This window comes from Paraburkholderia sp. RL17-368-BIF-A (assembly GCF_046054045.1).
Classification (GTDB): Bacteria; Pseudomonadota; Gammaproteobacteria; order Burkholderiales; family Burkholderiaceae; genus Paraburkholderia; species Paraburkholderia graminis.
In genome coordinates, this window is the sequence record NZ_JARESN010000032.1 from 1 (window position 1) to 26,036 (window position 26,036).

The following is a 26,036-nucleotide window of genomic DNA, read 5'->3' on the forward strand; positions in this document are numbered from 1 at the left end:
GATCGAGATCGACTCGCACGAGCGCATGCTGCTCGACGCGCTGGTGAAGCTCAAGGCGCTCGACGAAACGCTGTCGTTCCGCCGTTCGTGCCGCGAAGGCGTGTGCGGCTCGGACGCGATGAACATCAACGGCAAGAACGGTCTGGCGTGTCTGACGAACCTGAACGACCTGCCGCAGAAGATCGTGCTGCGTCCGCTGCCGGGACTGCCGGTGGTGCGCGACCTGATCTGCGACTTCACGCAGTTCTTCAACCAGTATCACTCGATCAAGCCGTACCTGATCAACGACACGCCGCCGCCGGAGAAGGAGCGTCTGCAGTCGCCGGAAGAACGCGACGAGCTCGACGGTCTGTATGAGTGCATTCTGTGCGCGAGCTGCTCGACGTCGTGCCCGAGCTTCTGGTGGAATCCGGACAAGTTCGTGGGTCCGGCGGGTCTGTTGCAGGCTTATCGTTTTATCGCGGATAGCCGTGATGAGGCGACCGGCGAGCGTTTGGATAATCTGGAAGATCCGTACCGTCTGTTCCGTTGCCACACGATCATGAACTGCGTCGACGTCTGCCCGAAGGGGCTGAACCCGACGAAGGCGATTGGCAAGATCAAGGAATTGATGGTTCGCCGCACTGTCTGACACGCACGCATCGACGCACGCATCGCCGCGTTGGCTGGAGTCCTGTTCTGGACTCCAGCATCTTCATTCTTCCCTATGACGTCGCTCGATCGCGCTTACAGATAGCTGCAAACGTAGTCGAGCGTCTCGATCACGTCGATGTCGAAACGGCTTTTGCCCGGCACCGAAAACGACTCTCCCGCGCTATAGGTTTTCCACTCGTCGCTGGCTGCGAGGCGGATGCGACATTGGCCCGCCTGCACTTCCATCAGTTCCGGCGCGTCAGTGCCGAAATTCAGCGTGCCCGGCAGGATCACGCCGAGCGTCTTGCGCGAGCCGTCGGCGAACAGAACGGTGTGCGACACGCACTTGCCGTCGAAGTAGACGTTGGCGCGTTTGATAACGGAAACCTGATCGAATTGCGTAGCGGCCGTCATGGCGATGTTCCTGTGAGTCGTCGTGAAAGAATGCGCGTGCGCCGCGTGGCGGCAGCGCTGCTGTATGCATTTTGCGCCGACCATCGACGCAAGCGTGCGGTCGGATGCAAGCCCGCCATGATACAGGCGAGCGCGGCCGTGTAACGGCATGCGCATCGCGCCGCGGTTTAGTCGGCCCGGCGCCAGCGGCCAGACTCCGCGCATACCACTACCGGTTCGCCGTCCAGCAACACTTGCTCTGTGTCTGGATGCGAGGCGGGCAATGCAGCAACGTCGAAGTCGACGTGGAGCGCGCGTGCCACATGCGCGTCTTCGATGGGAAGCTCCCACGTCAGGAACATCTGCACGCAATGCTGATCCAGCGTGAAGTCGCTCGCACTAAAACCGCTGCTGTCGCGACGGATTACACCATGAGGCTGGCCGGTGTCGAATATCAGCGCCGTGCCGCGCGTCAACGGAATACGCTGACCTGTGGCCGCGAAATGCACGTCGAAGCCCTGGTCTTCGGTGAGGAAGAGATTGCAGAACGCCGCGCCGCCATACTGCTCGGCGTCGTGGTGATACCTTGCGCCGCGGCACGCCATCAACGCGACGTCGCTCGAGGCCAGCACGCCGGGTAATCCGAGTGAGTGCGTCCAGTCCGACATCGCCTGCACGCAACGCGGGTAGTCCGGCCAACGCACGCGCGTTCGCGCGAAAGGCATCGCCTCGACGTCGCCAGGTTCCAGGTTCATGCGCGACGAGGTTTCTCTTTCCCAATCCATTAGCACACGCTGCGGGGGCACGGGTATATCGACGACGCCCGACAGCACGACGTCGCTCACGCGCCGACTGCGGATGGCATCGCCGCTGGAGAAATAGGAAATCAGCATATCTCGCGCGTTAAACTGTTCGGATGACGAATCATCTATGTATCGTAACCATTAGAAGCGACGTTTGCTTCCGACTCAAAGCCAGCGCCAGATGCCTGCAGCGAAGCCCGAAAGCGGAATATGCGCCCACGTAGCGGCAAGCCACACAACCAGGCCACCGAGCAACGTGTGTGCGAAGTGACCGCCCACGAAGGCAAGCGCGGCTGCGATGACTGCGATGCTGGTTTCCATTGAATGGCTCCTGAACGAAGGTTCGAAACGCGGCCGCATTGCCACTCCCCGGAAACCAGATGAAGAAAAACGCAATTCGCCGCGTGCCTCGTATTGTGCCTGAGTGCCTGTGCACACCATGCAAGGGATCAAATGGCAAGCCTCGCATTGGCTATCGGCAGATTACTCGTGATCCTTTAAAGTAAGCGCTGAAGTTCACGGCGAAGACGAGTTCAACGAGGATTTTGCTTCGGCTCAACAGTCGTCTTTTCGCACACCTTCTTCGCCCGTCACGGAGATCGCCAAATTGCTCATTCGCCAACTTGTTCCATCCGACGCGCTGTCCTTTCAAGCCCTGCGTCTTTCAGGACTGAAGGAGACGCCCACATCGTTCGCGTCGAGCTATGAAGAAGAAGTGCATCGTTCATCCGATGACATCGAAAGGCAGTTAGCGACGCAAGACGACCGCGGAGTTTTTGGCGCGTTCGACGACACGCAGCTAATAGGCATCGCAGGACTCGGGCGCGAGAACCACACCAAGTTGCGCCACAAGGCGTTCGTGTGGGGCGTCTACGTCGCACCGGAACAAAGAGGCCGCGGTGTGAGCAGAGCCGTCGTCAGCGAGGCGATCCGTTTCGCGCAGTCCGTGCCTGGCATTACGCAAGTCAACATCACGGCCAACGCATGCAACGATGCCGCTATCCGGCTTTATTCATCGCTCGGATTTAAACAGTTCGGACTCGAGCCCGGATCGATGATTGTCGAAGGAAAGCGGTACGACGAAGTGCATATGTCGTTGCACTTCGAACCACGCTGAGATCTACAACCGCCCATAGGGTTGCGACAAGGCCTTCGCCGACCTGATCAGATCTTCAAGCATCGTCGCGCGCTTCTCGGGATCGGTATCGCGGCTCGTCATGAAGCACAGCGCCGCGACGGGAAGACCCGTGCGATCGCGTATCGGCGCGGCCATGCAGAGCCGGAAAGTGTGAGACAAGCCTTCCGTGCAGCAATACCCCTGTTCGGCGGCGCGCTGCACGTCATGAACGAAATCGTCGAAGTCAATGCGTCTGCCGTTGTCGAGCACGAAGTCATCGTCCGGAATCAGGCTGCGAATTTCGTCGGCACGCAAATGAGCGAGCAGCAGGCGTCCGGACGCCGTCCACGGAATCGGCACCTTCACGCCAATGTCGGAACTGATATTGAACGGCCGCGAGCTGTTCTCCGACAGCACTACCGTGTACTTGTTGCCTTCGAGCATGCACAACTGCGCGGTCTCGTCGTGGGTTCGCACGAGCGCGAGGATCGCCTGGTGCGCGCGGCTGATCAGGTCATTGTGAACCGCATAGTCGGCGCCGTAGTAATGCATCTCGCGGCCGAAGAACACGCTGCCGTCGGGCGTTGTCTCGAGCCAGCCCGCTTCCGTGAGCATGGTCACCAGTTCGTAGATGCTCGAGCGCGGCGCGCCCGTCGCTTCGATCAACTCGCGCATCGTCATCGGGCGTCGCGCAATATGCAACTGCTTCAGAATGCCGATCACGCGATCGACTCCCCTGGCCCTGGTTGATTCCGGTGCAGACATTCATTCAACTCCGTCAGCGATAGGGTTCGCACTGTATCTGTTATGTGACGCGAGTCTGGCATGCGGCGGGCGATGCGCCGTGCGGCCCCTCAATGGTCGAGCACGCGATGCAGGAACTGCCGCGTGCGTTCGTTCTGCGGATTGACGAAGATCTGCTCAGGCGCACCTTGCTCCGCGATCACGCCTTTATCCATGAACACGACACGGTCGGCCGTTTTGCGCGCGAAACCCATTTCATGTGTGACGACGACCATCGTCATCCCGTCGCGCGCGAGTCCGCGCATGACTTCCGTTACTTCGCCGACGAGCTCCGGGTCGAGCGCGGACGTGGCTTCGTCGAAGAACATGATGCCCGGTTCGACGGCCAGCGCTCTTGCAATGGCCACACGTTGTTGCTGGCCGCCGGAGAGCTGGCTCGGATAGTGTTCGGCGCGGTCCGCGAGACCTACTCTGTCGAGCGCTTCCATGCCGCGCTTGCGCGCGTCGGCCGCATTCATCTTGCGCGCCTTGATGAGCGCCAGCGTCACGTTGCCGAGCGCGGTCTTATGCGGAAACAGATTGAACTGCTGGAACACCATGCCGACGTGCCCGCGAATCTCCTTCGCGCGACGTGCATCGTGAAGCGGCACGTCGTTCACCCAGACTTCGCCCGCATCGGCTGTTTCAAGGCCGCTCATGATGCGCAGCACCGTGCTCTTGCCAGAACCCGATGCGCCGATCAGCACGAGTACTTCGCCCGGCCGCACGTCGAGATCGATTTCCTTCAGGACCTGCGTGGCGCCGAACGATTTGCCGACGCCCGTGAGTTTGATAATCGGCTTCGACGTAGTGACTGTGGTCATGACAGCAGGCTCCTTCTTCGGTCATGGTGGCGCACCCACTGCGATAGTGGAAAGCACACGATGAAATAAAGCACGGCGACGAGTCCATAAATTTCAACCGGCTTGCCGATCCGGTCGACGATGGCCTGCCCGCCATGCATCAATTCCGACATGCCGATCATGCTCACAATCGACGTGTCCTTGATCAGCGATAAGTACTGGCCGATAAGCGGCGGCATCACGATTTTTCCCGTCTGCGGCAAGATCACCGAGAAGAACGCCTGCGTCTTGCTGAGCCCGAGAATCTGCGCGACTTCCCATTGGCCTTTCGGCACCGCTTCGATGCCCGAGCGGAATACCTCGGCAATGTAGGCGCCCTGATAAACGCTCAAGCCGACGACGCCCGCGGCAAAGACATCGATCGCGTAGCCGAAGTAGGACACGCCGAAGTAGATGAACATCAGCGTGATCAGCACCGGCGTGCCGCGAAACAGTTCGGTATAGAGCCGCGCGACCGTCGGCGTGCCCCACGGCCCGAACGACCGCAGCACCGCTGCGAGCAGGCCGATCAACGTTCCGCCGACAATCGCCGCCGCGGACAACAGCAGTGTCGCGAGCAATCCCTGAAACAGGATGGCGAGGCTCGTCATTAACAATTCGCTCGACATGTTGGTCTCCGGTTTCAGCGCTCAGGTGCGATCGGCCTGTCGTGCGACAAGAAAGAGTCGCCGCGTGCGTTTCTTCACTTCGAGCGGCGGATGAAAAACGCGCACGCCGATTTGCCCCGCGACCCACGACAGCACATTGCTAAGGAACAGATACGCAATCAGCGTGATCGTGAACGTCTGGATATAGAGCAGCGTGCGAGCATTGATGACAGTCGCCGTGCCGCTCAATTCAGGCAGCGCAATTGCCGACAGAAGCGACGTGCCCAGCAGCAACTGAATCAGGTTGTTGACGATCGCCGGATAAACCGCGCGCGCCGCCTGCGGCAACACAACCTCCATGAAAATCTGCGAGCGTTCGAGCCCGAGAATCGACGCGGCCTCGAGTTGTCCGCGCGGCACCGACTGGATGCCCGCGCGAAACACCTCGGCGAGATAGGCGCCGACGTTCACGCCCAACGCGATCACGCCTGCCGTATAAGCGTTGAGCGTGATGCCGAGTGAAGGCAACCCGAAAAACACGATGAATATCTGTAATAGCACCGGCGTATTGCGGATCGCCTCGATATAAACACTCGCAATACCTCTCAGCAGCCGCACGCGCGACGCGCTCGCCAGCGCGGTCAGCAAGCCGAGCACCATCGACAGAACGAAGGCCAGCAGCGTGACCTGGAGCGTCAGCCACGACGCGCGAACGAAATCGTTCATATAACCCGCGAGGGTTATCCATTCATAGCTCATGGTTCCTCCGTCCGTCGAACAACAACTTGCATGCGCGCATTCAGTACTGCGGATTCAGCGGAAAACGCGGCTCTGTTCCGAACCACTTCTTGTAGAGCTGCGCATTCTGTTTCGACGCATTGATGTTGAAGAGGAACAGGTTCAGGTAATTGAGCCACACCTGATCGCCCGCCTTCACGCCGAACGCGTTGTACTCCAGCGGCACCAGCGCTTCGTTCGTGACCGTCAGATTCGAATCGAGCGATGCCTGATACGCCAGAAAGTTGTTGTCCTCGATCATGGCGTCTGCCTGCCCCTGCTTCACCGCGAGAATCGCGGCCTGCGAGCTGTCGAATTCCTGGATCTTGACCTGCATGTTCAGCGAGCGCACTTCGTCGCCGTTCGTCGAACCCTTCACTGTCGCAATCGTACGATTGGCCATATCGTTGATCGACTTGATGCCGCTGCTTTTCTTGACCAGCAGCGCCTCGCTCGCCACCACATACGGATTCGTGAAGGCGATTTCCTTCGCACGTTCCAGGTTGCGCGTGAAGTTGCAGAACACCACGTCGACCTTGCTCGTTTGCAGGTTCGGAATGCGGTTCGCGCTCGTCGTGTTGACGACCTCGAGCTTGACGCCCATCTGCTTCGCCAGTTCTTTCGCGAGGTCGACGTCGTAGCCGTCGGGTTGGCCGTCCTTGTTGTAGAAGCCGAACGGCGCGAAGGTCAGGCAGTCGCCGACCCGCAGCGTGCCGCGCTGCAAGACCTGCTTGAGCGTCGAATCGGCTCCGGCGCTTTGTTCCGGCGGCGTCACCTTGGTACAGCCCACGAGCGTGAGCAACGCGGCCGCGGCAAACAAAGAGGCAAGTCGTGCGCTTTCCCTGACAAATCTCATTTTCGATCCCGGTCTGGTGTTGAAGCTTCGTGCGTGGAAGAAACGGCGATCAGCATGGTCTTCGCGGCATGTCCGCTATCGGCGGGACAGAAGTGATCGCGCGGCTGAAGTTGATCGTCTGATATACCGGAATGGTGTCCGGCACAGCAGATAAGCGCAGTGTTTCATGCGAAAAAAATGCTGGCAATGGGGTATACACCGTCGAGCGCGGTGGTTTTTCGGCGATGGCGGGGAAGGTGGCGATGGCGGACGAGGCGCGAAAGCGCCCGTCCGTTTGCTGCTAGCCGAGGCGACGATTTATGCGCGCGCGTCTCTGACGGCCGCGCGGAGGGCATCGACGAACATATCGAGGTCCGCTTCGTTCATGCAGATATGCGGCGACACGCGCAGGCCTTGCAGCTCGCCGACGCAACGGTACTTGACGTGAATCGCGAACGATTCCCGCAATGTACGCTCGACGCGCAGGGCGTCGACGCCTTCGATAGAAAAGAGGCTCACGGCGCCGAGCGTTTCCGTGTCGAGCGGCGTGTGAAAGCGTAAGCCAGCGATGTCCGCGGCGCGTGCTGCCCAGTAACGGGTCAGCGCGCCGAGCCGTGCATGAATGTTGGCGGCGCCGATCGCCTGATGGAAGCGAATCGCCGGTTCGATGCCCGCTTGCAGCGCCGAGTTATAGGTGCCGAGATTCCAGTGATCGAATTTGTCGATGGCATCCGGCGCGGCATCGAACGGAGCGAGCAGCGGCCAGGTCTCGCGTATGCGCTGTCGATTGACGATCAGCATGCCATTGCCGACGGGCGCGCCGAGCCACTTATGCAAACTCGTGACGAAGAAATCGCAGCCGAGTTCGCGGAAGCTCACCGGCATCTGCGCGAACGACTGCGCTGCATCGACAACGGTGATGACGCCGCGCTCTCGCGCGAGCGCGCACAAGCGGCCGACAGGCAGCACTCTGCCGGTCCAGTGAAGCATATGCGTCAGGTGAAGCACGCGCGTGCCGGGACGCATCGCGGATGAGTACGCGGCGACGATTTCGTCGTCGCTTGCAAGCGGATCGAACGCGGCTGTGTCGACGACAATACCCTCGCGCGTCTGCCGCTGCTGCCAGCCGCCAAGTGCGCTCGGGTAGTCCCACGGAGACACGAGCACCCGCTCGCCGGCCGACAATGGAATGCCGAAAATCGCCACGCTCAGGCCTTCGCTTGCGTTCCGGTTGAGCGCGATTTCGTCGGCGGCGCAATCGGCTAGTGCAGCCAACTGCCGCTTGATGTCCGGCAGCTTCGCATCCAGACCGGTCCACATATTGACGTCCGGATTTTTGCTGACGAAGCGATAGGCGTCGATGACCGCCTGCTCGACAACGAGCGGCGGCGGACTCACGGCGGCGTTGTTCAGATTAAGCAGCGGATGCTGCTTCGGGTATGACTCGCGCACGCGTGCCCAGTCCACTCCGGCGTTGGTTTTTGTGAAGCTCAAAGTGTCCGTATGCATTCGCTCGTCCTCTGCGTGGCGCGACGCGGGGCGCGTCTTTCGGTGCCGACGTTAACTTAGCCGGTAACCGGGTGCGTGTCTCGTCGTTGAGGCGGCGAAAACCGCACGCAGAAAATGTTTTTACGGCCGGGGGAAAGAGGTTGTGCCGTGGGGACCGCTGCCGACGATGCCGCGGCAGATGCGGTCCGCCGACAACGGTGTATTAGGAGAGGCGCGCATGTAGCGCATAGATTGACGTTGTTCTTTTTGACGAGGGCGCGCACCAAAAGATGCACGCCCTCGCAGACACGCCCGACCGATTGCATCCGGTCAGGCGTAGTTCCTTCGCTCGCTTAACGATCCAGTTGCTGAATGCCCGCGAGTCGCCACGTATCTCCGGTATGCGCGCCTCGGACGATATTCCAGACCTCCTGGAACGGCTGCGCGGTCGGTGCATCGTCCTCACGCATCTGGCCGTGGAAGCGCACGCTGACGAACGTTTCGTTTGCCGTACTTTCGACACCGAGCACTTCCGCATCGAGTTGCGGCACCTCCGTACGGCTCGGCTGGCTGCCGCGGCCCTCCAGATCGCGCTTGAGCTGCGCGAACATCTCAGGCGTGGTCAGCTCGAACAGGTCGCCCTGCTCGTTGGCGTCCCATGCACGTTGAAGACGCATGAACATGGTTTTCGCCGACGTCACCAGTTCAGCCTGATCGAGCCCGAGCGGCTGCGACGGCGCGCTGAATGCGCCCGTTGCAGCGACCGGATTCGTCGCGGCGCGCTGCGTGCCGAAAAAATTCGTATCGGGCCGCGCCTGGCCGTTCTGGTTCGGGTGCTGGAACGGCGAACCGTTGCCCTGCGACCGGCTCGCGGCGCCCTGTCCATAAGCCAGATCCGGACGACGACGATTAGCGATAAAGCGGAACAGCATCACGCCGGCCATCACGACGAGGCCGATCAGCAGCATGTTCGACAGCATTTGCGCGAGCCCCGCGCCCAGTCCGAGCGACGACAGCAACGCGGCGATGCCGAAGCCGGCGGCGAGACCGGCCAGCGGACCGAGCCAACGGTTGCGCGCGGGCGCCGCGGCCGGCGCCTGCGCGGCCTGCTGCGCCGGCTGGGCCTGCTGGCCTCGTTGCGCCGGAGCGGACGGCGACGCCATCTGCGACTGGCGTCCGATGCTTTGACTGCCGCCGACGCGCTTCGCTTCGGCGTCGTTGGCCGCCAGCGCGCCGAGCGCCAGCACGGCCGCGAGACCGAGCGTCGCGGTGCCGCGCGTCACCTTACTGGCGACACGGCGGAACTGATTGATGGCTTGCGTATGCATATAAACCTCTCTTGATGAACCGGGGCGCCCGCCTCGCGCGTCGTCTTCACACGCGACTAGCTTACGGACGGTAATTTTCTTCGATCGCCATGTTTGCCGCTGGTCTGCCGGCAATTTGCAATGTACGACCTGCGAGCCTTCAATCTAGCCGAAGTCCAGACGACGGAAAATTCGTATTTTTATTGCTGATCGTTCGTAAAAACCGTAACGTTGCGGAATCGACGGAGGAACGCGTGAACTTCAAGCATCTGTATTACTTCTGGGTCGCGGCGCACGCGGGCGGGATCGTGCGCGCGGGCGAGCAACTGCATGTCACGCCGCAAACGCTGAGCGGTCAGATCAAGCTCCTCGAAGAAGCGCTGGATAAGAAGCTGTTCAGAAAGAGCGGACGCACGCTCGAACTCACCGACGCGGGGCGGCTCGCGCTCGACTATGCGGACGAAATTTTTTCGCTGGGTTCGGAACTGGAAAGCGCGGTGCGCCGCGAGAAAGAGGTCGGCACGCAATCGCGGTTTCGTGTCGGCATCGCGGACTCGGTGCCGAAGGCGATCGCCTACCGGCTGCTGGAACCCGCGCTGAGCGCGCCGGTGTCGCTGCGTGTGATCTGTCACGAGGGCAAGCTGCATGCGTTGCTCGCGCAACTGGCCGTGCACCGGCTCGATCTGATCATCGCCGATGCGCCCATTCCCGCCGACGTCAACATCAAGGCGTTCAATCACCGGCTCGGCCGTTCGACGTTAAGCTGCTTTGGCGCCGAGTCGCTGCTGCAGGGCGTTCGCAAACGCTTCCCGCTGTCGCTCGGTCAGTTGCCGCTGCTGCTGCCCGGCACGGAGTCGGCGGTGCGCCGCAAGCTGGATCATTGGCTCGCGTCGCGCGCGATTTCACCGCGGATCGTCGGCGAATTCGATGATGGCGCGATGGCCCTCGCGTTCGGCCGCGAAGGACGCGGTCTGCTGTTCGCGCCGACCGTGCTCGAGGCGCAGTTGCAGGCGGAACACAAACTGACGACCGTAGGCCAGATCAACACGATCGTCGAGGAATTCTTCGCGATCTCGATTGAGCGCCGCATCAGTCATCCGGCTGTCGCGATGATCATCGACGCCGCGCGCAGCGAACTGTTCAATGCGTAGACGGCAACGCGCAGGCACGCACCAAGAAAAAAGCCACTCGCGATGAGTGGCTTTCGAAATGTTTGGTGGGCCTCCCGTGAGTCGAACACGGCACCAACGGATTATGCTAACCAGCTACGGCTTTCGCCGCCCCTTTCGGGTTTGTGGTCTGGACTGTCTCTTGTCTTTACGACCTGCCCGTTCAGTCTCTACACGTTCTCTCAAAGAGAGCTTCGCTCGGGATTGCCACGCTGCGAGCAGCAGAGGTTTCCCCGAATTTGAGCAGTTCTACCAGGGGGCAGAGCTAACTTACCCCAAGGCAACCCATTCACGACTCACCATGCCAAGCCGCATGGTTTAGGTGAGCCTTTGCTAAGTCCGCTGCTCTAACCAGGCATGAGCTAGAGGCCCTGAGAACTCGGGATTTTACCGTATCGGATGCAAACAACGAAGGGCTTCGCGTGCGGCCCGCCTTCTGACTGGCCGACTACATGAAAAAGGGGCTTCCGCAACCGCTTCGCTTTTGCGAAACGACCGGGAAGCCCCTTTGACATCATGTGCCGCTAACAACGCTTCAGACAATCGCGTCGATCAGTTCCCTTCAAGGAACGACTTCAGCTTGTCGGACCGGCTCGGGTGACGCAGCTTGCGCAGCGCCTTCGCCTCGATCTGACGAATCCGCTCACGCGTGACGTCGAATTGCTTGCCGACTTCCTCGAGCGTGTGGTCAGTGCTCATCTCGATACCGAAACGCATGCGCAACACCTTGGCTTCACGCGGCGTCAGCGAATCGAGCACGTCTTTCACGACATCGCGCATGCTCGCGTGCAACGCGGCGTCTGCGGGCGCGACCGTGTTCGTGTCTTCGATGAAGTCGCCAAGATGCGAATCGTCGTCGTCACCAATCGGCGTTTCCATGGAGATCGGCTCTTTCGCGATCTTCATGATCTTGCGGATCTTGTCTTCCGGCATTTCCATCTTCTCGGCCAGCGTTGCCGGGTCCGGCTCGAGACCGGTTTCCTGCAAGATCTGACGCGAGATGCGGTTCATCTTGTTGATCGTCTCGATCATGTGAACCGGAATGCGGATGGTGCGCGCCTGGTCCGCGATCGAACGCGTAATGGCCTGGCGAATCCACCACGTTGCATACGTGGAGAACTTGTAGCCACGACGATATTCGAACTTGTCCACCGCCTTCATCAAGCCGATGTTGCCTTCCTGAATCAGGTCGAGGAACTGCAGACCGCGGTTCGTGTACTTCTTCGCAATCGAGATCACGAGACGCAAATTCGCCTCGGTCATTTCGCGCTTGGCCTGACGCGCCTTCAGTTCGCCCGCCGCCATCTGACGGTTGGTTTCCTTCAGGTCCTTCAGCGGCAGTACAACACGCGCCTGCAAATCCAGCAGACGTTGTTGCTGCTCGCGAATGGCCGGAATGTTCCGCGTGAGGATCGCGCTATACGGATGCCCTTCGCTGACGATCTTGTCGGCCCATTCGAGATCCGTTTCGCTACCCGGGAAACGCGCGATAAATTCGGCGCGCGGCATGCCGCACTTGTCGACGACGGTGTGCAGAATCTGACGCTCGACCTGACGCACTTCATCCACTTGCGCGCGCAACGTGTCGCACAGACGCTCGACGGTACGCGCGGTGAAGCGGATCGTCATCAGCTCGTTCTGGATGGTTTCCTGCGCCTTCAGATAGGACTTGGACTTGTAGCCTTCCTTCTCGAACGCGCGACGCATCTTGTCGAACCATTCGCTGATGAGGGCGAACTTTTCGAGCGACGCACGCTTGAGCGCTTCCATTTGCGCTGCGTTGGCCGTGGCCTGCGCGGTGCCGTCGTCTTCTTCCTCGTCCTCTTCGTCCTCTTCCTCTTCTTCCTCGTCTTCGCTCTCGATGGCTTCCGCTTCCTGCACCGAGAAGCCGTCCGCGTCTTCCGCGTCGGCGTCGATCAGGCCGTCGACCAGTTCGTCGATGCGGATTTCCTCATTCGCGACGCGCTCGGCCATGGCCAGAATGTCGGCGATCGTGGTCGGGCACGCGGAGATGGCCATCACCATGTGCTTCAGGCCGTCTTCGATCCGCTTCGCAATCTCGATTTCGCCTTCACGCGTGAGCAACTCGACCGTGCCCATTTCGCGCATGTACATGCGGACGGGGTCGGTCGTGCGGCCGAATTCGGAGTCGACGGTGGAGAGCGCGACTTCGGCTTCCTCTTCCACTTCGTCGTCCGACGAAGCGGCCGGAGCGTTGTCGTTCAGCAGCAGCGTTTCGGCATCGGGCGCCTGCTCGTAGACAGCCACGCCCATGTCGTTAAACGTGCTGATGATGCCTTCGATCGCCTCGGTCTCGGTGAAGTTGTCCGGCAGGTGATCGTTGATTTCAGCGTACGTGAGGAAGCCGCGCTCCTTGCCGAGCTTGATCAGCGCGCGCAGTTTCGAACGACGCTCTTCCAGTTCCTCGACCGTGCCGGGCTGCGACGACGAAAACGCGTCTTTCAGCAGCGCCTTTTCTTTCGCACGGCGGTCGCGAGCCTTGGCCTTTTCCACTTTGCCGGGAGCGGCCACAGGGGTTTCTTCGCTTTGGGTTGCGTCGTCATCGACGGGTACTTCATTCAGCTTTTTCGTCATGGAGTTCGCCGTACCGGCTGTAGTCTCGACTCGCGGCTGGTGGACAACAGCCGGTTGAACCGTGGATACTGGAGTCTCGCGCACTGCCGCATCGTCCTGCGCGACAGCCGCTTCCCTTGCGCTTCTGACACCCGGCCGCCTCGCAGCCGGAGGCGGTACGGCTTGCGCCGTCTTCGTGACCGCCGTTGCCACTCCTTTTGCCTTGCCTGCCGGCTCCGCTTGCGCGGGCGAAGTGGTCGATGATTTTCTCCTGGCAGCCGGTGTCACGCTGGCAGCAGACACCTTCCGGGTAGAAGAAACCAACTTGGCCGAGGCGACCTTTGCGGTCTGCTCCGTGGAGCGTGGGCCTGTTTTGCTCTTTCCACCTGTAGTCTTTGCCATCGCATCGCCTTTTCGCCTTTGCTAGGAAAACCCTTGAAAAACAAACCGCTGGAAACCTTTTATTATACCACTCAGGCTTCTGCGGCTCCGCCTACAAGCCGAGCTGGCGCTTCATGTCAGCTCGCTTACGATTAAGCTCCGCGAGTTCCGCGAACTCCTCCGGCGTGTGCCGGGATTGCCGCGAAAGCTGCTCGAGACGATCGCAATAAGCGTCGTAACGCATCTTCAGAATCGCCGCTTTCAACTCCTCTCCGACGATCCGTTCCTGCTCGCGCCGCTCCTCGATGACGGTCGCATCTTCCGGGTCCTTCAGCAACAAATCCCGGACATTTTCATCATAGTCCAGAATTTTGCGAAAGATTTCCTCGAAAGTTGGGGCGTTTGCACCGTTTCGCAATAGGTCGGAGAGCAACTGGAACTCCGCCGAATCGCCGAGTGCGCGTGCGTGCGTCGTCACTTCCTCGAATAGCTCGCCGTGCCGCGTGACGGTCAGCAGCGCCTGTTCGGCCTCTTCGTCGAGCACCGCGACCGTGCGCGGATACATCACAAGATTGCGCAGCGTCTTTTCCTCGATGCCCGTTACGCTGCGCCGGTCCTTGCGAGCCGGCGCGAGGCGCGCCGCCGCCGCGATGCGCGAATCGACCTCACAAAGCGCGGCCACCTCGTCGAATGGCACGTCGAGCCGGTCGGCGAACATATGCATGATCTGCGCGCGCAACGCATTGGCCGGCAGCGCCTGCAACAGCGGCTTCGCGTCGAACAGCGCGCGCGCCCGGCCTTCGGGCTGATCCAGTTCCTTGCCGGCGAGTACCTCGTTCAGCATGAACTGTGACAGCGGCATCGCACGCTCGACCTGCTCGGCGAACGCCTCCGTGCCGAATTCGCGCACGTAGCTGTCCGGGTCGTGCTCCGTGGGCAGAAACAGGAAGCGGATGGTCCGGTTGTCCGCCGCATGCGGCAAGCAGGCGTCCAAAGCCCGACGCGCGGCGCGCCGCCCAGCCGAGTCGCCGTCGAAACTGAAAATGACCGTGTCGGTCTGGCGCATCAGCTTCTGCACATGGACCGGCGTGCAAGCCGTGCCGAGCGTGGCGACCGCGTTCTGGAACCCCAATTGAGCCAGCGCGACCACGTCCATATAGCCTTCGACGACCAGCACGTAGCCCTGTTCCCGAATCGCGAGACGCGCCTCGAAGAGGCCGTATAACTCGCTGCCTTTGTTAAATAGCGGCGTTTCCGGAGAATTCAAATATTTCGGCTCACCGCCGTCCAGCACGCGGCCGCCGAAGCCGATCACCTGTCCCTTCACATTGCGTATCGGGAACATGATCCGCTCGCGAAAGCGGTCGTAGCGCCGGTTCTGACCCTGTGCGTCCGATTTTTCGCTGACGATCACGAGACCCGATTCGACCAGCGAGTCATCGCGATAGTTCGGAAACGCGGCTTCGAGGTTCTGCCAGCCGTCCGGCGCGTAGCCGAGGCCAAAGCGCGCGGCGATCTCGCCGGTGAGGCCGCGCTTCTTCAGATATTGGATCGCGACCGGCGCGCCGCGCAGTTGCTTGCGGTAGTAATCGCAGGCGGTCTGCATGACGTCGGAAAGCGCGGTGGTGACTGCTTTGGAAGCGGCCGGCGAATAGCCGCCGCCCGAGCCGCCTGCGCCTCCGTAGCCGGGCGAAGGCTCGTTCGGCACTGTCAGGCCGACGGATTGCGCAAGTTCGTTGACGGCTTCGGGAAACGAGGCGCCGACGTGTTCCATCAGGAAACCGATCGCCGTGCCGTGGGCGCCGCAGCCGAAGCAGTGATAGAACTGCTTCGTCGGACTAACGGTGAACGACGGGCTTTTCTCGTTGTGAAACGGGCAAAGCCCCATGAAGTTCGCGCCGCCCTTCTTCAACTGCACGTACCGGCCCACCACGTCGACGATATCGACGCGGTTGAGCAGATCCTGCAGGAATGACGGAGGAATCAAGGTAGATGACGCTGCCTGAATGACTGCCTGAAACACCCGATGCGGCGCGCGCCACGCTCAACCGCGGGCACGCGAACCACACACACAGCCCGCGCTTTCGCCTTACTTCGCGAGCGCGGCTTTGACCTGCGCCGACACCGCCGTCATGTCGGCACGGCCCGCGAGCTTCGGCTTGAGCACGCCCATTACCTTGCCCATGTCCTGCGGACCGGCGGCGCCGGTTTGCGCGACGGCGGCCTGCACCTCGGCAACGATTTCCGCCTCGGACATCTGCTCGGGCATGTATGCCGAAAGAATGGCCAACTCCGCCTTTTCCTTGTCGGCGAGATCCGTGCGGCCCGCGCCTTGGAACTGGCTGATCGAGTCCTTGCGCTGCTTGATCATCTTGTCGATGACAGCGGTCACCGCGGCGTCGTCCAGCGTCACGCGCTCGTCGACTTCGCGTTGCTTGATCGCGGCGAGCAGCAGCCGGATCGTGCCAAGACGCTCGGTCTCACGTGCCCGCATGGCGGTTTTCATATCGTCGTTGATCCGGTCTTTGAGGCTCATCACTCACCTGAATGCGTTGAAAATTGAGAACCGGCCGCGTCGGACATACGCACAAGCACGCACAAACAGCGCATGAACACAAACGCCCGCTTGGGACTGCTTCCTCAAGCGGGTTGACGCAATTGTGCGTAGTGGATGCGACCCTGCTGGCTGGTCCGAAGAGACCGTATTTTCCGTGACGGCACTGGTTGCGCCGTCACCGGTTCGTTGTCGTTGTTCCGTTGGACTGCAACAGCGGCAACACCAGAATCAGTAGAGCTTCTTTGGCAGCATCTGGCTGCGCAGACGCTTGAAATGACGCTTCACCGCGGCGGCCTTCTTGCGTTTGCGCTCAGCCGTAGGCTTTTCGTAAAACTCGCGCGCCCGCAGTTCCGTCAGCAACCCGCTTTTCTCCATGGTGCGCTTGAAACGGCGCATGGCGACTTCAAACGGCTCGTTGTCTTTTACGCGGATGGTCGTCATTTTTCAATAACGGAACTTTGTAAAGGTTCAGGAGTATAGCAGAGCTTTTACACAAAGCCACTGCGCCGTCAAGCCCCCCGGGCGTACTCGGCGGCAGCCTGGCCGGCCGCCACGCCCGACGCCCAGGCCCACTGAAAATTGTAGCCGCCGAGCCAGCCCGTGACGTCCACCGCCTCGCCGATGAAGTACAGGCCCGGCGCGCGGGCGCTCATCATCGTCGTCGACGAAAGGTCGCGGGTGTCGACGCCGCCGCGCGTCACTTCGGCCTTCCGGTAGCCTTCGGTGCCGTTGGGCGTGAGCGTCCAGCGCGACAGCGCCTCGCCAATGCGCCGCAGCGCCTTGTCCGGCAGATCGGCCACACGCGCCTCGGCGGGAATCTGATGGGTGTCGAGCCACACGTGGGCGAGCCGCTGCGGCACCCATTCCGACAACAGATTCGCGATCTGGCGGCGGGTCCCGGTCTTCGCTTCGAGCAACGCGGCAGCCGCATCCTGGTTCGGCAGCAGATCGATGTGGATCGGCTCGCCCGGCTGCCAGTAGCTCGAAATCTGCAGCACGCCAGGGCCGGAAAGCCCGCGGTGCGTGAGCAGCAAATCCTCTTCGAATTCGGCGCCCGTCTTCTTGTTCCCCGTCGCGATCCGCACTTCCAGCGACACGCCCGACAGCGCCGAAAACGGCTCCCAGTCGGCGGCGGCAAAAGTCAGCGGGACGAGCGCGGGACGCGTGTCGATCAGCTTGTGGCCGAATTGCTTCGCCAGACGATAAGCGAAATCCGTCGCGCCGATCTTCGGAATCGACAGCCCGCCCGTCGCGACGACGAGCGCGCGCGCCGCAATCGGACCCGCATTCGTGTCGAGCGTGAAGCGGCCTTCGGCGTCCTGCCTCACATGTTCGACGGACAGCGGCGTGCGCCAGGCGACGTGCCCCGCGTCGCACTCGCTTTTGAGCACGTTGATAACCGCGTCGCTCGACTCGTTGCAGAACAACTGGCCCTTGTGCTTCTCATGCCACGTCACGTGATGGCGCTTGAGCAGCGCCATGAAATCGCGCGGCGTGTAGCGTGCGAGCGCGGAGCGGCAAAAATGCGGATTCGCCGACAGATAATTGACCGGGCCCGCGTACAGATTCGTGAAGTTGCAGCGGCCGCCGCCCGAGATGCGGATTTTTTCCGCGAGACGCTGCGAGTGATCGATCAGCACGACACGCCGGCCCAGTTGCCCGGCCACGGCCGCGCACATCATGCCGGCCGCGCCCGCGCCGATCACTGCGATATCGAAGGATTCCATGGGGCCGCATTGTACCTGCGGGCCGGCGGCGCCTTGCCCGCGCTGCTATACTTTCAGGCTTACTTCTCTGCGTTGCGGACGCTCTCAAGCGTCCGTTTCAGCCCCACCAGACATGCTCGTTCTCGGCATCGAAAGCTCCTGCGACGAAACCGGCCTCGCGCTCTACGACACCGAGCGCGGCCTGCTCGCGCATGCGCTGCATTCGCAGATCGCGATGCATCGCGAGTATGGCGGCGTGGTGCCTGAACTCGCGTCGCGCGATCATATCCGGCGTGCGCTGCCCTTGCTCGAAGAGGTGATGGAGCGCGCGGGCGCGGCACGCGGCGACATCGACGCGATCGCCTACACGCAAGGGCCGGGGCTCGCGGGCGCGCTGCTGGTGGGCGCAAGCGTCGCCAATTCGCTGGCGATGGCGTGGGACAAGCCGACCATCGGCATTCATCATCTGGAAGGGCATTTGCTGTCGCCGCTGCTCGTCGACGAACCGCCGCCGTTTCCGTTTGTCGCATTGCTGGTGTCGGGCGGCCATACGCAACTGATGCGCGTGACCGACGTGGGCGTGTACGAAACCCTTGGCGAGACGCTCGACGACGCCGCCGGCGAAGCCTTCGACAAAACCGCCAAGCTGCTTGGCCTAGGCTATCCGGGCGGCCCGGAAGTTTCGCGCATGGCCGAATTCGGCACGCCGGGCGCGGTCGTGCTGCCTCGTCCGATGCTGCATTCCGGTGACCTCGACTTCAGTTTCAGCGGTCTGAAAACGGCTGTGCTCACGCACGCGAAAAAGCTCGGCGGCGCGAACATCTGCGAGCAGGCGAAAGCGGACCTGGCGCGCGGTTTCGTCGACGCGGCCGTCGATGTGCTGGCAACCAAGTCGATCGCCGCGCTCAAGCGCACGAAGTTAAACCGCCTCGTCGTGGCGGGCGGCGTGGGCGCGAACCGGCAGTTGCGCGAAGCGCTCTCGGCGGCGGCGCAAAAGCGCAACTTCTATGTGCATTACCCGGACTTGTCGCTGTGCACGGACAACGGTGCAATGATCGCGCTCGCCGGTGCATTGCGGCTTCAGCGCTGGCCGGATCAGTCGGGCAAGGACTACGCGTTTACGGTGAAGCCGCGCTGGGATTTGAGCTCGCTCGCGCGCTGAACGTGAATCAGATTCTCACGTAGCGCCCGACGCATCCCGTGTAAATGCCGACAAAAAAGCCGCTTCAGCAAGCGGCTTTTCATTCAGTCATTGCCGGCTATCAGTCGGCGTTAAACCACTCGCTTATCGCGTTCGATCACCGCATACGCGCTGTGATTGTGGATCGACTCGAAGTTCTCGGCCTCGAGCACATAAGCGACGATCCGCTCGTCCGCGTTCAGACGTTGCGCGACGTCGCGCACCAGGTCTTCGACGAACTTCGGGTTCTCGTACGCGCGCTCAGTGACGAACTTCTCGTCCGGGCGCTTGAGCAAGCCCCACAGTTCGCACGATGCTTCTTCTTCGGCGATACGGATCAGGTCTTCCACCGCGACCTCGCCTGCCAGTTCCGCGTTGATCGTGACGTGCGAGCGCTGGTTGTGCGCGCCGTACTGCGAGATCTTCTTCGAGCACGGGCAGAGGCTTGTGACCGGCACCAACACTTTCAGGAACAGACGCGTTTCGCCATTACGCGTCTCGCCGGTCAGCGTGACTTCGTAATCAAGCAGGCTTTGCACGCCCGACACCGGCGCGGTCTTGTTCACGAAGTAAGGAAACGACACCTCGATGCGGCCCGCCTCGGCCTCGAGCTTTTGGAGCATCGCGGCGAGCATCGTGCGGAACGTCGCCGGTTCGAGTGGCGCCTTGTTCTCCTCGAGCAACGCGACGAAGCGCGACATGTGCGTGCCCTTCTGATCGGCGGGCAAATGGACGTCGAGGTTCCAGGTGCCGACCGTCGGCTGCGCATCACCGCTTTGTGTACGCACCGTCAGCGGATGGCGCACCGCCTTGACGCCAACCCGCTGAATCGGAATCTGGCGGGTATCCGGCGTGCTTTGCACGTCGGGCATCACAAAGGCGGGATTCATCTGATTCATGTTCTTGTCCTTTCAGGAAGACGCTGACTCGCCACCCTGTTTTCAACTTCGCAGAAAATCTCCGCTCCTTGAAGGAAGTCTTCGTGGATGGAGAGTCGCCCCTTTGAGGCGTTCGCGAAGCGACAGGTTTGTGAGTCGTCAGCGGCCGCGCGAAGCAAAAACCGCAACGGCAAACGCCGGCCCCTGCCGGCGTTCGATGATGGGCACACGCCCATCGACTCAAGTTAGAGATGGCGCATCGTGACGGCCGGCGCGTTGATCGAGCGGCTAGCCTGACTGGTCAACAGATGCGATCGACCAGCTTAAGCCTCCGCTCAAGCAACCCGCTTAACCGACGATTGCGCGCCGACCGCGCCGCTCGACAGGAAGCGTTCGCGAATCGACTTCGCGATGCCCGCGGCGTCCAGTCCGCATGCGGCGAGCAGCTTGGCCGGATCGCCATGATCGATGAAGCGGTCGGGAAGGCCCAATTGTAGTACCGGACGCATAACCCCACTCTCAAGCAGGGCTTCGACGCACGCCGAGCCTGCGCCGCCCATCACACAGCCTTCTTCGACAGTGACGATGGCGTCGTGCGTTTCCGCCAGTTGACGCACGAGGTCGGCGTCGAGCGGCTTCACGAAACGCATGTTCGCCACCGTGGCGTCGAGTTGCTCGGCAGCCGCGAGCGACGGCGCGACCATCGTGCCGAACGCGAGGATCGCAATGCGCTTGCCCGCCGGTTGCGAGGTTTCGCGACGCACTTCGCCCTTGCCGACCGGGAGCGCGGCCATCTGCTTGACCGTCGCCACGCCGGTGCCGGCGCCGCGCGGATAGCGAACCGCCGTCGGGCACGACTGCTGCAGCGCCGTGTACAGCATCTGGCGGCTTTCGTTTTCGTCCGACGGAACCATCACCATCATGTTCGGAATGCAGCGCATGAACGCGAGGTCGTAGGCGCCCGCGTGCGTCGCACCGTCCGCGCCGACCAGACCCGCACGGTCGATGGCGAACACCACCGGCAGATTCTGCAGCGCGACGTCGTGGATCAACTGGTCGTAAGCGCGCTGCAGGAACGTCGAGTAGATCGCGACGACCGGCTTCATGCCGTCGGCGGCAAGACCGCCGGCGAACGTGACCGCATGCTGCTCGGCGATGCCGACGTCGAAATAGCGATCCGGGAAGCGCTTCTCGAACTCCACCATGCCCGAGCCTTCGCGCATGGCCGGTGTGATGCCGACGACGCGCGCGTCGAGTTCGGCGGCGTCGCACAGCCATTCGCCGAACACCTGCGTGTAGGTTTTCTTCGACGGCGCGGAGGCCGGCTTGATGCCCTCGGCCGGATTGAACTTGCCGGGGCCGTGGTACAGGACCGGATCGGCCTCGGCCAGCTTGTAGCCCTGGCCCTTCTTCGTCACCACGTGCAGGAATTGCGGACCGCGCAGTTCCTTGATGTTTTGCAGCGTGGGGATCAGCGAATCGAGATCATGGCCGTCGATCGGGCCGATGTAGTTAAAGCCGAATTCCTCGAACAGCGTAGCCGGCACGATCATGCCCTTCGCGTGCTCTTCGAGCTTGCGCGCCAGATCGAGCATCGGCGGAGCGACGCGCAGTACGCGCTCGACGCCCGCGCGCGCCGCAGCGTAGAAGCGTCCGGACATGAGCCGCGCCAGATGGCGATTGAGCGCGCCGACCGGTGGCGAAATCGACATGTCGTTGTCGTTCAGGATCACGAGCAGCGGCACGTCGTCTTCAACGCCCGCGTTGTTCATGGCTTCGAACGCCATGCCCGCCGTCATGGCGCCGTCGCCGATCACGGCGATGCCCATGCGGTTGTCGCCCTGCAGCTTGCTCGCGATAGCCATGCCGAGCGCCGCGGAAATCGACGTGCTCGAATGCGCGGTGCCGAACGTGTCGTACTCGGATTCGTCGCGCTTCGGGAAGCCGGAGATGCCGCCCAACTGGCGCAGCGTGTGCATCCGTTCGCGGCGGCCCGTCAGGATCTTGTGCGGATACGTCTGATGGCCGACGTCCCACACGATGCGGTCGTGCGGTGTGTCGAACACATAGTGCAGAGCAATGGTCAACTCGACCGTGCCGAGGTTGGACGAGAGATGGCCGCCCGTCTGCGACACGCTGTCGAGCACAAAAGCGCGCAACTCGTCGGCAAGCGGTTGCAATTGGCGGCGATCGAGGCGGCGCAGGGCGGCCGGGTCGTCGATGGTTTTCAGCAAGTCGTACATCGTCGTTCCATTGTAGGAAAACTTACGCGCCCGCACTTCATACACGCACCTTGTGGGACGGTGCGCGGCGGCGGGCTTTCGCGTTCAGCTAACCCGGTTCACCACCAGGTCGGCCAATTCGGCAAGACGCTGCGCGCGTGCGCCGAACGGCGCCAGCGCGGCGTGCGCGTCGCTGCGCAACTGCGCGGCGAGCGAACGCGATGCGTCGAGCCCAATAATCGACACGTAGGTCGGCTTGCCGTCCTTCGCGTCCTTGCCTGCTGTCTTGCCGAGCGTCGCGGAATCGGTCGTGACGTCGAGAATATCGTCGACGACCTGAAACGCGAGACCGACCGCGGCCGAATAAGCGTCGAGCGAACGCATCGCGTTTGCGTCGGGCGCCTCGCCCGCCAGCGCGCCCATGCGCACCGCGGCGCGCAGCAACGCGCCGGTCTTCATGCGGTGCATGGTTTCGAGCTGCGCGCGCGTCAGCGTATGACCGACGCTCGCCAGGTCGATGGCTTGACCGCCGCACATGCCGATCGAACCGCTCGCGAGAGCCAGTTCGCGCACGAGCGCCGCCTGTTGCTGCGGCGCCAGCACATCGGACGTCAACGAAACGAACGCCTGCGACTGCAGCGCGTCGCCAACCAGCAGTGCCGTGGCTTCGTCATATTTGACGTGTACCGTGGGCTTGCCGCGACGCAGTGCGTCGTCGTCCATGCAGGGCATGTCATCGTGCACGAGCGAATACACGTGGATCATTTCAAGCGCCGCTGCCGCCGCGTCGAGACACTCGGCGCGCGCGCCGGTGAGTTCGCCCGCTGCATGGCACAGCAACGGGCGGACCCGTTTGCCGCCGCCGAGCACCGCGTAGCGCATCGCTTCGTGAAGCTTTGCAGGCTCCGTTGTTTCAGCCGGCAAGTAGTGTTCGAGTGCCGCTTCGACGCGCTCGAGCACCGAGCGAGTCCATTGTTCGAATGTCATAGGTCGTCCCCGCTTTCAGTAGCGGCTGTTCCTGCTGTATTCACGGGCAGTGGCTTGAGCGTCTCACCGTCGAGCACCCGTACCTGCTGCTCGACCTTCTCGAGCTGCTGCTGGCAAAACGCCACCAGAGCCGCGCCGCGCCGATACGCGGACAGCGACTCTTCGAGGCTCAGATTGCCGCTTTCCATGCGTGCAACCAGGCCCTCCAGCTCCGCCTGCGCCGCCTCGTAATTCTCGGGCAGCGGCGTGTTGTCGACGCCCTCGGCTGGCGCGGCAGCGGTATCGTTCGACGCGGTCTTCGCCATGAATAGTCGCAAAAATTAAAACAAGTCGGACATTCTACGGCAAAAGCGATAAATCCGATCTCCCAGCCCACCTTCGGGCTGCGTGTTCGCCGGTGGCCGCCCTGTCAGTCTCGCAGAAAAAAATCGATCGGTCTGTGCCGAAAAGGCCGAACTTTCCCGACATTTTTGACCCAAATCAGTGACTTAACTGTCCCAAGGAGGGGGAAACAGGTATAATCTCGGGCTCCCTAAATCGAATCTTCGATGGTTGGGTTGTTCACTGCTTTCACGTCTTCATCGGGAGTGGGAATGTCCAATCTGAGCAATGCATTGCAGTTGCGGTCTGTTCACAGCCAACTGCCAGTCACGGCTTACTTTGACGAAGCGCTTCTAACGCGCGAAATCGAAACCCTTTTCAGGAAAGGTCCCCGTTACGTCGGGCACGAGCTCATGGTGCCGGAAGTGGGGAATTATTTTGCCTTGCCCAGCGAAAGCGAGGGGCGCGTGCTCGTTCGTAACCAGCAGTCGCAAGTCGAACTTCTGTCGAACGTGTGCCGCCACCGGCAGGCCATCATGCTCAACGGCCGCGGCCACGCGGAGAATATCGTCTGTCCCCTGCATCGCTGGACATACGACCTCAACGGCCAGCTTCTCGGCGCTCCGCATTTCGCGGACAACCCCTGTCTGAATCTCGGCGCCACGCCGCTGCAGAACTGGCAAGGGCTGCTGTTCGAAGCACAAGGCCGCGACGTCGCGCGCGATCTGTCCAACCTCGGCACCAGACAACACTTCGACTTCTCGGGCTTCATGTTCGATCACGTCGAAGTGCACGAGTGCAACTACAACTGGAAGACCTTCATCGAGGTCTATCTGGAGGACTATCACGTTGCGCCGTTCCATCCGGGCCTCGGCAGCTTCGTCAATTGCGACGACCTCGCGTGGGAATTCGGCGAGTGGTACAGCGTGCAAACGGTGGGCGTGCACAAAGGCCTCGAGCAGCCGGGCAGTCCGACGTACCGCAAATGGCACGACGAAGTCCTGCGTTTTCGCGGCGGCAATCCGCCCGAGTTCGGCGCGATCTGGATGGTGTACTACCCCGGCATCATGATCGAGTGGTATCCGCACGTACTGGTCGTGTCATGGCTGATTCCGCGCGGTCCGCAGAAAACCACCAACGTGGTCGAGTTCTATTACCCTGAGGAAATCGCGTTGTTCGAGCGTGAGTTCGTCGAAGCGGAGCGCGCCGCGTATATGGAAACGGCGCGTGAAGACGACGAGATCGCCGAACGCATGGACGCGGGCCGCCGGGCACTCATGGAACGCGGCGAGTCGCAGGTTGGTCCGTATCAGAGCCCGATGGAAGACGGCATGCAGCACTTCCACGAGTTCCTGCGGCGCGAACTGGGCACGATCTAGAATCGGCGCTCACGCATCGCCTCATTCGCGTTTGCACGAACGCATGGAAAGACGGGCTTCGGCCCGTCTTTTTTTGTTTAGACTAACGATGTAGCCCAGCCATCCGGTCGCGTCATGAGGCCGCCGGCAAGGGAGCCGCCATCGCCCGCATCGAGGAGACGTCATGCCCCACACTCACTACACCACTTTGATCTCCGCGACCAATCTCGCGGAACGGCTCGCCGAGGCACCGGGCAGCGTGTTCGTCATCGACTGCCGGTTCGATCTGGCCGATCCCGAAGCCGGCGAAAAGGCGTATCTCGCCGGACATCTGCCGGGCGCGCATTATCTGCATCTCGACCGCGACCTGTCGGGGCCGAAGACCGGCACGAACGGGCGCCATCCGTTGCCGGATCGCGAGCGGCTCGTCGAAACGCTGGAATCGCGCGGCCTGAAGCAAGGCCAGCAAGTTGTCGCGTATGACGCGCAAGGCGGCATGTACGCCGCGCGCGCGTGGTGGCTGCTGCGCTGGCTCGGCCACGACGCGGTCGCGCTGCTCGACGGCGGATTGCAGGCGTGGGAAGCCGCGGGCCAGCCGCTCACGCAAGACGTGCCGCCGCAAAACACCGGCGACTTCAAGGCCGGCGCGCCGCTGTCCGTTACCGTCGACGCGCACATGATCGAGCGCAATCTCGGCTCGAAGGAACGCGTGGTGGTCGACGCCCGCGCGGCCGACCGCTATCGCGGCGAGAACGAGACGCTGGATCGCGTAGGCGGCCATATTCCCGGCGCGCTCAATCGCTTCTTCAAGGACAACCTCACCGCCGACGGCCGCTTCAAGCCGGCTCACACGCTGCGCGACGAGTTCCACGTGCTGCTCGGCGACACGCCGCCGGAACACGTCGTCCTGCAATGCGGCTCGGGCGTGACAGCGTGCGTCAATGCGCTTGCAATGGAAGTGGCCGGCCTGCATGGCGCCGCGCTCTACGCGGGTTCCTGGAGCGAATGGAGTTCGGACCCGAAGCGGCCCGTTGCGACCGGGCCGAAGCCTTGAGGCCGCGCGAAGATTAAGTCTGAAAGACGAAAGGCCGTTGCCGCTTATAAGCGGCAGCGGCCC

At 62.0% G+C, this 26,036-nt stretch carries 25 protein-coding genes; 6 read left to right on the forward strand and 19 right to left on the reverse strand.

Annotation, left to right across the window (positions count from 1 at the left end; translation table 11 throughout):
• On the forward strand, positions 1-631 hold a 631-nt coding region (locus P0D87_RS31135; protein WP_408637086.1), incomplete at its 5' end, for a succinate dehydrogenase iron-sulfur subunit.
• A gap of 95 nt (positions 632-726) precedes the next feature.
• Here the strand turns inward: P0D87_RS31135 and ppnP are convergent.
• The 3 genes from ppnP to P0D87_RS31150 form a co-directional block, all read right to left on the reverse strand.
• On the reverse strand, positions 727-1,047 hold the full coding sequence (ppnP, locus tag P0D87_RS31140) for a pyrimidine/purine nucleoside phosphorylase (protein ID WP_053860778.1): 321 nt from the start codon (positions 1,045-1,047) through the stop codon (positions 727-729).
• 167 nt (positions 1,048-1,214) lie between these two features.
• Positions 1,215-1,919 (reverse strand): hypothetical protein, encoded by a 705-nt coding sequence (locus tag P0D87_RS31145; RefSeq protein ID WP_053859658.1) that lies wholly within the window; start codon positions 1,917-1,919, stop codon positions 1,215-1,217.
• 75 nt (positions 1,920-1,994) lie between these two features.
• Positions 1,995-2,150, reverse strand: coding sequence for a hypothetical protein (locus tag P0D87_RS31150; protein WP_321175873.1), 156 nt, complete (start codon positions 2,148-2,150; stop codon positions 1,995-1,997).
• 286 nt (positions 2,151-2,436) lie between these two features.
• Here P0D87_RS31150 and P0D87_RS31155 point away from each other — a divergent pair, with 286 nt between their 5' ends.
• Positions 2,437-2,946 (forward strand): GNAT family N-acetyltransferase, encoded by a 510-nt coding sequence (locus P0D87_RS31155; protein ID WP_053859659.1) that lies wholly within the window; start codon positions 2,437-2,439, stop codon positions 2,944-2,946.
• 3 nt (positions 2,947-2,949) lie between these two features.
• Here P0D87_RS31155 and P0D87_RS31160 read toward each other — a convergent pair whose 3' ends face one another.
• The 7 genes from P0D87_RS31160 to P0D87_RS31190 all read right to left on the reverse strand — a co-directional run bounded on the left by P0D87_RS31160 (position 2,950) and on the right by P0D87_RS31190 (position 9,607).
• Entirely contained in the window at positions 2,950-3,711 is a 762-nt protein-coding gene (locus P0D87_RS31160) for an IclR family transcriptional regulator (protein ID WP_053859660.1), read from the reverse strand.
• An 89-nt stretch (positions 3,712-3,800) separates the two neighbouring features.
• On the reverse strand, positions 3,801-4,553 hold the full coding sequence (locus P0D87_RS31165; protein WP_006047669.1) for an amino acid ABC transporter ATP-binding protein: 753 nt from the start codon (positions 4,551-4,553) through the stop codon (positions 3,801-3,803).
• Positions 4,550-5,200 carry an amino acid ABC transporter permease gene (locus tag P0D87_RS31170; RefSeq protein ID WP_006047668.1) on the reverse strand — a complete coding sequence of 217 codons (651 nt, stop codon included), beginning with the start codon at positions 5,198-5,200 and terminating at the stop codon, positions 4,550-4,552. The genes P0D87_RS31165 and P0D87_RS31170 overlap by 4 nt, the downstream gene beginning before the upstream one ends.
• A gap of 21 nt (positions 5,201-5,221) precedes the next feature.
• Positions 5,222-5,938, reverse strand: coding sequence for an amino acid ABC transporter permease (locus P0D87_RS31175; RefSeq protein WP_053859661.1), 717 nt, complete (start codon positions 5,936-5,938; stop codon positions 5,222-5,224).
• A gap of 40 nt (positions 5,939-5,978) precedes the next feature.
• Positions 5,979-6,812 carry an ABC transporter substrate-binding protein gene (locus tag P0D87_RS31180; RefSeq protein ID WP_053859662.1) on the reverse strand — a complete coding sequence of 278 codons (834 nt, stop codon included), beginning with the start codon at positions 6,810-6,812 and terminating at the stop codon, positions 5,979-5,981.
• A gap of 297 nt (positions 6,813-7,109) precedes the next feature.
• Positions 7,110-8,300, reverse strand: coding sequence for an aminotransferase class V-fold PLP-dependent enzyme (locus P0D87_RS31185; RefSeq protein WP_053859663.1), 1,191 nt, complete (start codon positions 8,298-8,300; stop codon positions 7,110-7,112).
• Positions 8,301-8,632: 332 nt separating this feature from the next.
• Entirely contained in the window at positions 8,633-9,607 is a 975-nt protein-coding gene (locus tag P0D87_RS31190) for a Tim44 domain-containing protein (RefSeq protein WP_053859664.1), read from the reverse strand.
• Between the two features lie 233 nt (positions 9,608-9,840).
• Here P0D87_RS31190 and nhaR point away from each other — a divergent pair, with 233 nt between their 5' ends.
• Positions 9,841-10,737 (forward strand): transcriptional activator NhaR, encoded by an 897-nt coding sequence (gene nhaR / locus P0D87_RS31195; RefSeq protein WP_006047663.1) that lies wholly within the window; start codon positions 9,841-9,843, stop codon positions 10,735-10,737.
• Positions 10,738-11,307: 570 nt separating this feature from the next.
• Here nhaR and rpoD read toward each other — a convergent pair.
• From rpoD to P0D87_RS31220, 5 genes are all read right to left on the reverse strand, one after another.
• Positions 11,308-13,731 carry an RNA polymerase sigma factor RpoD gene (rpoD, locus tag P0D87_RS31200; protein WP_082367125.1) on the reverse strand — a complete coding sequence of 808 codons (2,424 nt, stop codon included), beginning with the start codon at positions 13,729-13,731 and terminating at the stop codon, positions 11,308-11,310.
• Between the two features lie 91 nt (positions 13,732-13,822).
• A complete protein-coding gene (gene dnaG, locus P0D87_RS31205; RefSeq protein WP_029971451.1) occupies positions 13,823-15,697 on the reverse strand; it encodes a DNA primase in 1,875 nt (624 codons plus the stop codon).
• Positions 15,698-15,799: 102 nt separating this feature from the next.
• Positions 15,800-16,246 carry a GatB/YqeY domain-containing protein gene (locus P0D87_RS31210; protein ID WP_053859666.1) on the reverse strand — a complete coding sequence of 149 codons (447 nt, stop codon included), beginning with the start codon at positions 16,244-16,246 and terminating at the stop codon, positions 15,800-15,802.
• A gap of 249 nt (positions 16,247-16,495) precedes the next feature.
• Entirely contained in the window at positions 16,496-16,708 is a 213-nt protein-coding gene (rpsU, locus tag P0D87_RS31215) for a 30S ribosomal protein S21 (RefSeq protein WP_053859667.1), read from the reverse strand.
• Between the two features lie 68 nt (positions 16,709-16,776).
• On the reverse strand, positions 16,777-17,994 hold the full coding sequence (locus P0D87_RS31220; RefSeq protein ID WP_029971449.1) for a BaiN/RdsA family NAD(P)/FAD-dependent oxidoreductase: 1,218 nt from the start codon (positions 17,992-17,994) through the stop codon (positions 16,777-16,779).
• 112 nt (positions 17,995-18,106) lie between these two features.
• Between P0D87_RS31220 and tsaD the strand changes: the two genes are divergently transcribed.
• A complete protein-coding gene (tsaD, locus tag P0D87_RS31225) occupies positions 18,107-19,135 on the forward strand; it encodes a tRNA (adenosine(37)-N6)-threonylcarbamoyltransferase complex transferase subunit TsaD (RefSeq protein WP_029971448.1) in 1,029 nt (342 codons plus the stop codon).
• A 110-nt stretch (positions 19,136-19,245) separates the two neighbouring features.
• Here tsaD and folE2 read toward each other — a convergent pair whose 3' ends face one another.
• The 4 genes from folE2 to P0D87_RS31245 form a co-directional block, all read right to left on the reverse strand.
• Positions 19,246-20,052 (reverse strand): GTP cyclohydrolase FolE2, encoded by an 807-nt coding sequence (gene folE2 / locus P0D87_RS31230; RefSeq protein WP_053859668.1) that lies wholly within the window; start codon positions 20,050-20,052, stop codon positions 19,246-19,248.
• Positions 20,053-20,366: 314 nt separating this feature from the next.
• Positions 20,367-22,274: a 1-deoxy-D-xylulose-5-phosphate synthase gene (gene dxs / locus P0D87_RS31235; protein WP_006047654.1), complete on the reverse strand. Its 1,908-nt coding sequence runs from the start codon at positions 22,272-22,274 to the stop codon at positions 20,367-20,369.
• 84 nt (positions 22,275-22,358) lie between these two features.
• Positions 22,359-23,240, reverse strand: coding sequence for a polyprenyl synthetase family protein (locus P0D87_RS31240; RefSeq protein WP_053859669.1), 882 nt, complete (start codon positions 23,238-23,240; stop codon positions 22,359-22,361).
• On the reverse strand, positions 23,237-23,545 hold the full coding sequence (locus tag P0D87_RS31245; protein ID WP_006047652.1) for an exodeoxyribonuclease VII small subunit: 309 nt from the start codon (positions 23,543-23,545) through the stop codon (positions 23,237-23,239). The genes P0D87_RS31240 and P0D87_RS31245 overlap by 4 nt, the downstream gene beginning before the upstream one ends.
• Before the next feature lie 288 nt (positions 23,546-23,833).
• On the opposite strand from P0D87_RS31245, the gene P0D87_RS31250 reads away from it, so the two are divergent.
• Positions 23,834-24,940: an aromatic ring-hydroxylating oxygenase subunit alpha gene (locus P0D87_RS31250; protein WP_029971445.1), complete on the forward strand. Its 1,107-nt coding sequence runs from the start codon at positions 23,834-23,836 to the stop codon at positions 24,938-24,940.
• 163 nt (positions 24,941-25,103) lie between these two features.
• Entirely contained in the window at positions 25,104-25,973 is an 870-nt protein-coding gene (locus P0D87_RS31255) for a sulfurtransferase (RefSeq protein WP_053859670.1), read from the forward strand.
• The last annotated feature ends 63 nt before the right edge of the window (positions 25,974-26,036 follow it).

Coding starts and splice junctions, on each gene's coding strand:
- rpsU (WP_053859667.1), bottom strand. CDS start 16,708: ATGACGACCATCCGCGTAAAAGACAACGAGCCGTTTGAAGTCGCCATG.
- P0D87_RS31220 (WP_029971449.1), bottom strand. CDS start 17,994: ATGGAATCCTTCGATATCGCAGTGATCGGCGCGGGCGCGGCCGGCATG.
- P0D87_RS31250 (WP_029971445.1), top strand. CDS start 23,834: ATGTCCAATCTGAGCAATGCATTGCAGTTGCGGTCTGTTCACAGCCAA.
- ppnP (WP_053860778.1), bottom strand. CDS start 1,047: ATGACGGCCGCTACGCAATTCGATCAGGTTTCCGTTATCAAACGCGCC.
- P0D87_RS31150 (WP_321175873.1), bottom strand. CDS start 2,150: ATGGAAACCAGCATCGCAGTCATCGCAGCCGCGCTTGCCTTCGTGGGC.
- tsaD (WP_029971448.1), top strand. CDS start 18,107: ATGCTCGTTCTCGGCATCGAAAGCTCCTGCGACGAAACCGGCCTCGCG.
- P0D87_RS31145 (WP_053859658.1), bottom strand. CDS start 1,919: ATGCTGATTTCCTATTTCTCCAGCGGCGATGCCATCCGCAGTCGGCGC.
- P0D87_RS31245 (WP_006047652.1), bottom strand. CDS start 23,545: ATGGCGAAGACCGCGTCGAACGATACCGCTGCCGCGCCAGCCGAGGGC.
- dxs (WP_006047654.1), bottom strand. CDS start 22,274: ATGTACGACTTGCTGAAAACCATCGACGACCCGGCCGCCCTGCGCCGC.
- P0D87_RS31185 (WP_053859663.1), bottom strand. CDS start 8,300: ATGCATACGGACACTTTGAGCTTCACAAAAACCAACGCCGGAGTGGAC.
- P0D87_RS31170 (WP_006047668.1), bottom strand. CDS start 5,200: ATGTCGAGCGAATTGTTAATGACGAGCCTCGCCATCCTGTTTCAGGGA.
- P0D87_RS31175 (WP_053859661.1), bottom strand. CDS start 5,938: ATGAGCTATGAATGGATAACCCTCGCGGGTTATATGAACGATTTCGTT.
- P0D87_RS31210 (WP_053859666.1), bottom strand. CDS start 16,246: ATGAGCCTCAAAGACCGGATCAACGACGATATGAAAACCGCCATGCGG.
- folE2 (WP_053859668.1), bottom strand. CDS start 20,052: ATGAATCAGATGAATCCCGCCTTTGTGATGCCCGACGTGCAAAGCACG.
- P0D87_RS31160 (WP_053859660.1), bottom strand. CDS start 3,711: ATGTCTGCACCGGAATCAACCAGGGCCAGGGGAGTCGATCGCGTGATC.
- P0D87_RS31180 (WP_053859662.1), bottom strand. CDS start 6,812: ATGAGATTTGTCAGGGAAAGCGCACGACTTGCCTCTTTGTTTGCCGCG.
- rpoD (WP_082367125.1), bottom strand. CDS start 13,731: ATGGCAAAGACTACAGGTGGAAAGAGCAAAACAGGCCCACGCTCCACG.
- P0D87_RS31165 (WP_006047669.1), bottom strand. CDS start 4,553: ATGACCACAGTCACTACGTCGAAGCCGATTATCAAACTCACGGGCGTC.
- P0D87_RS31240 (WP_053859669.1), bottom strand. CDS start 23,240: ATGACATTCGAACAATGGACTCGCTCGGTGCTCGAGCGCGTCGAAGCG.
- P0D87_RS31255 (WP_053859670.1), top strand. CDS start 25,104: ATGCCCCACACTCACTACACCACTTTGATCTCCGCGACCAATCTCGCG.
- P0D87_RS31190 (WP_053859664.1), bottom strand. CDS start 9,607: ATGCATACGCAAGCCATCAATCAGTTCCGCCGTGTCGCCAGTAAGGTG.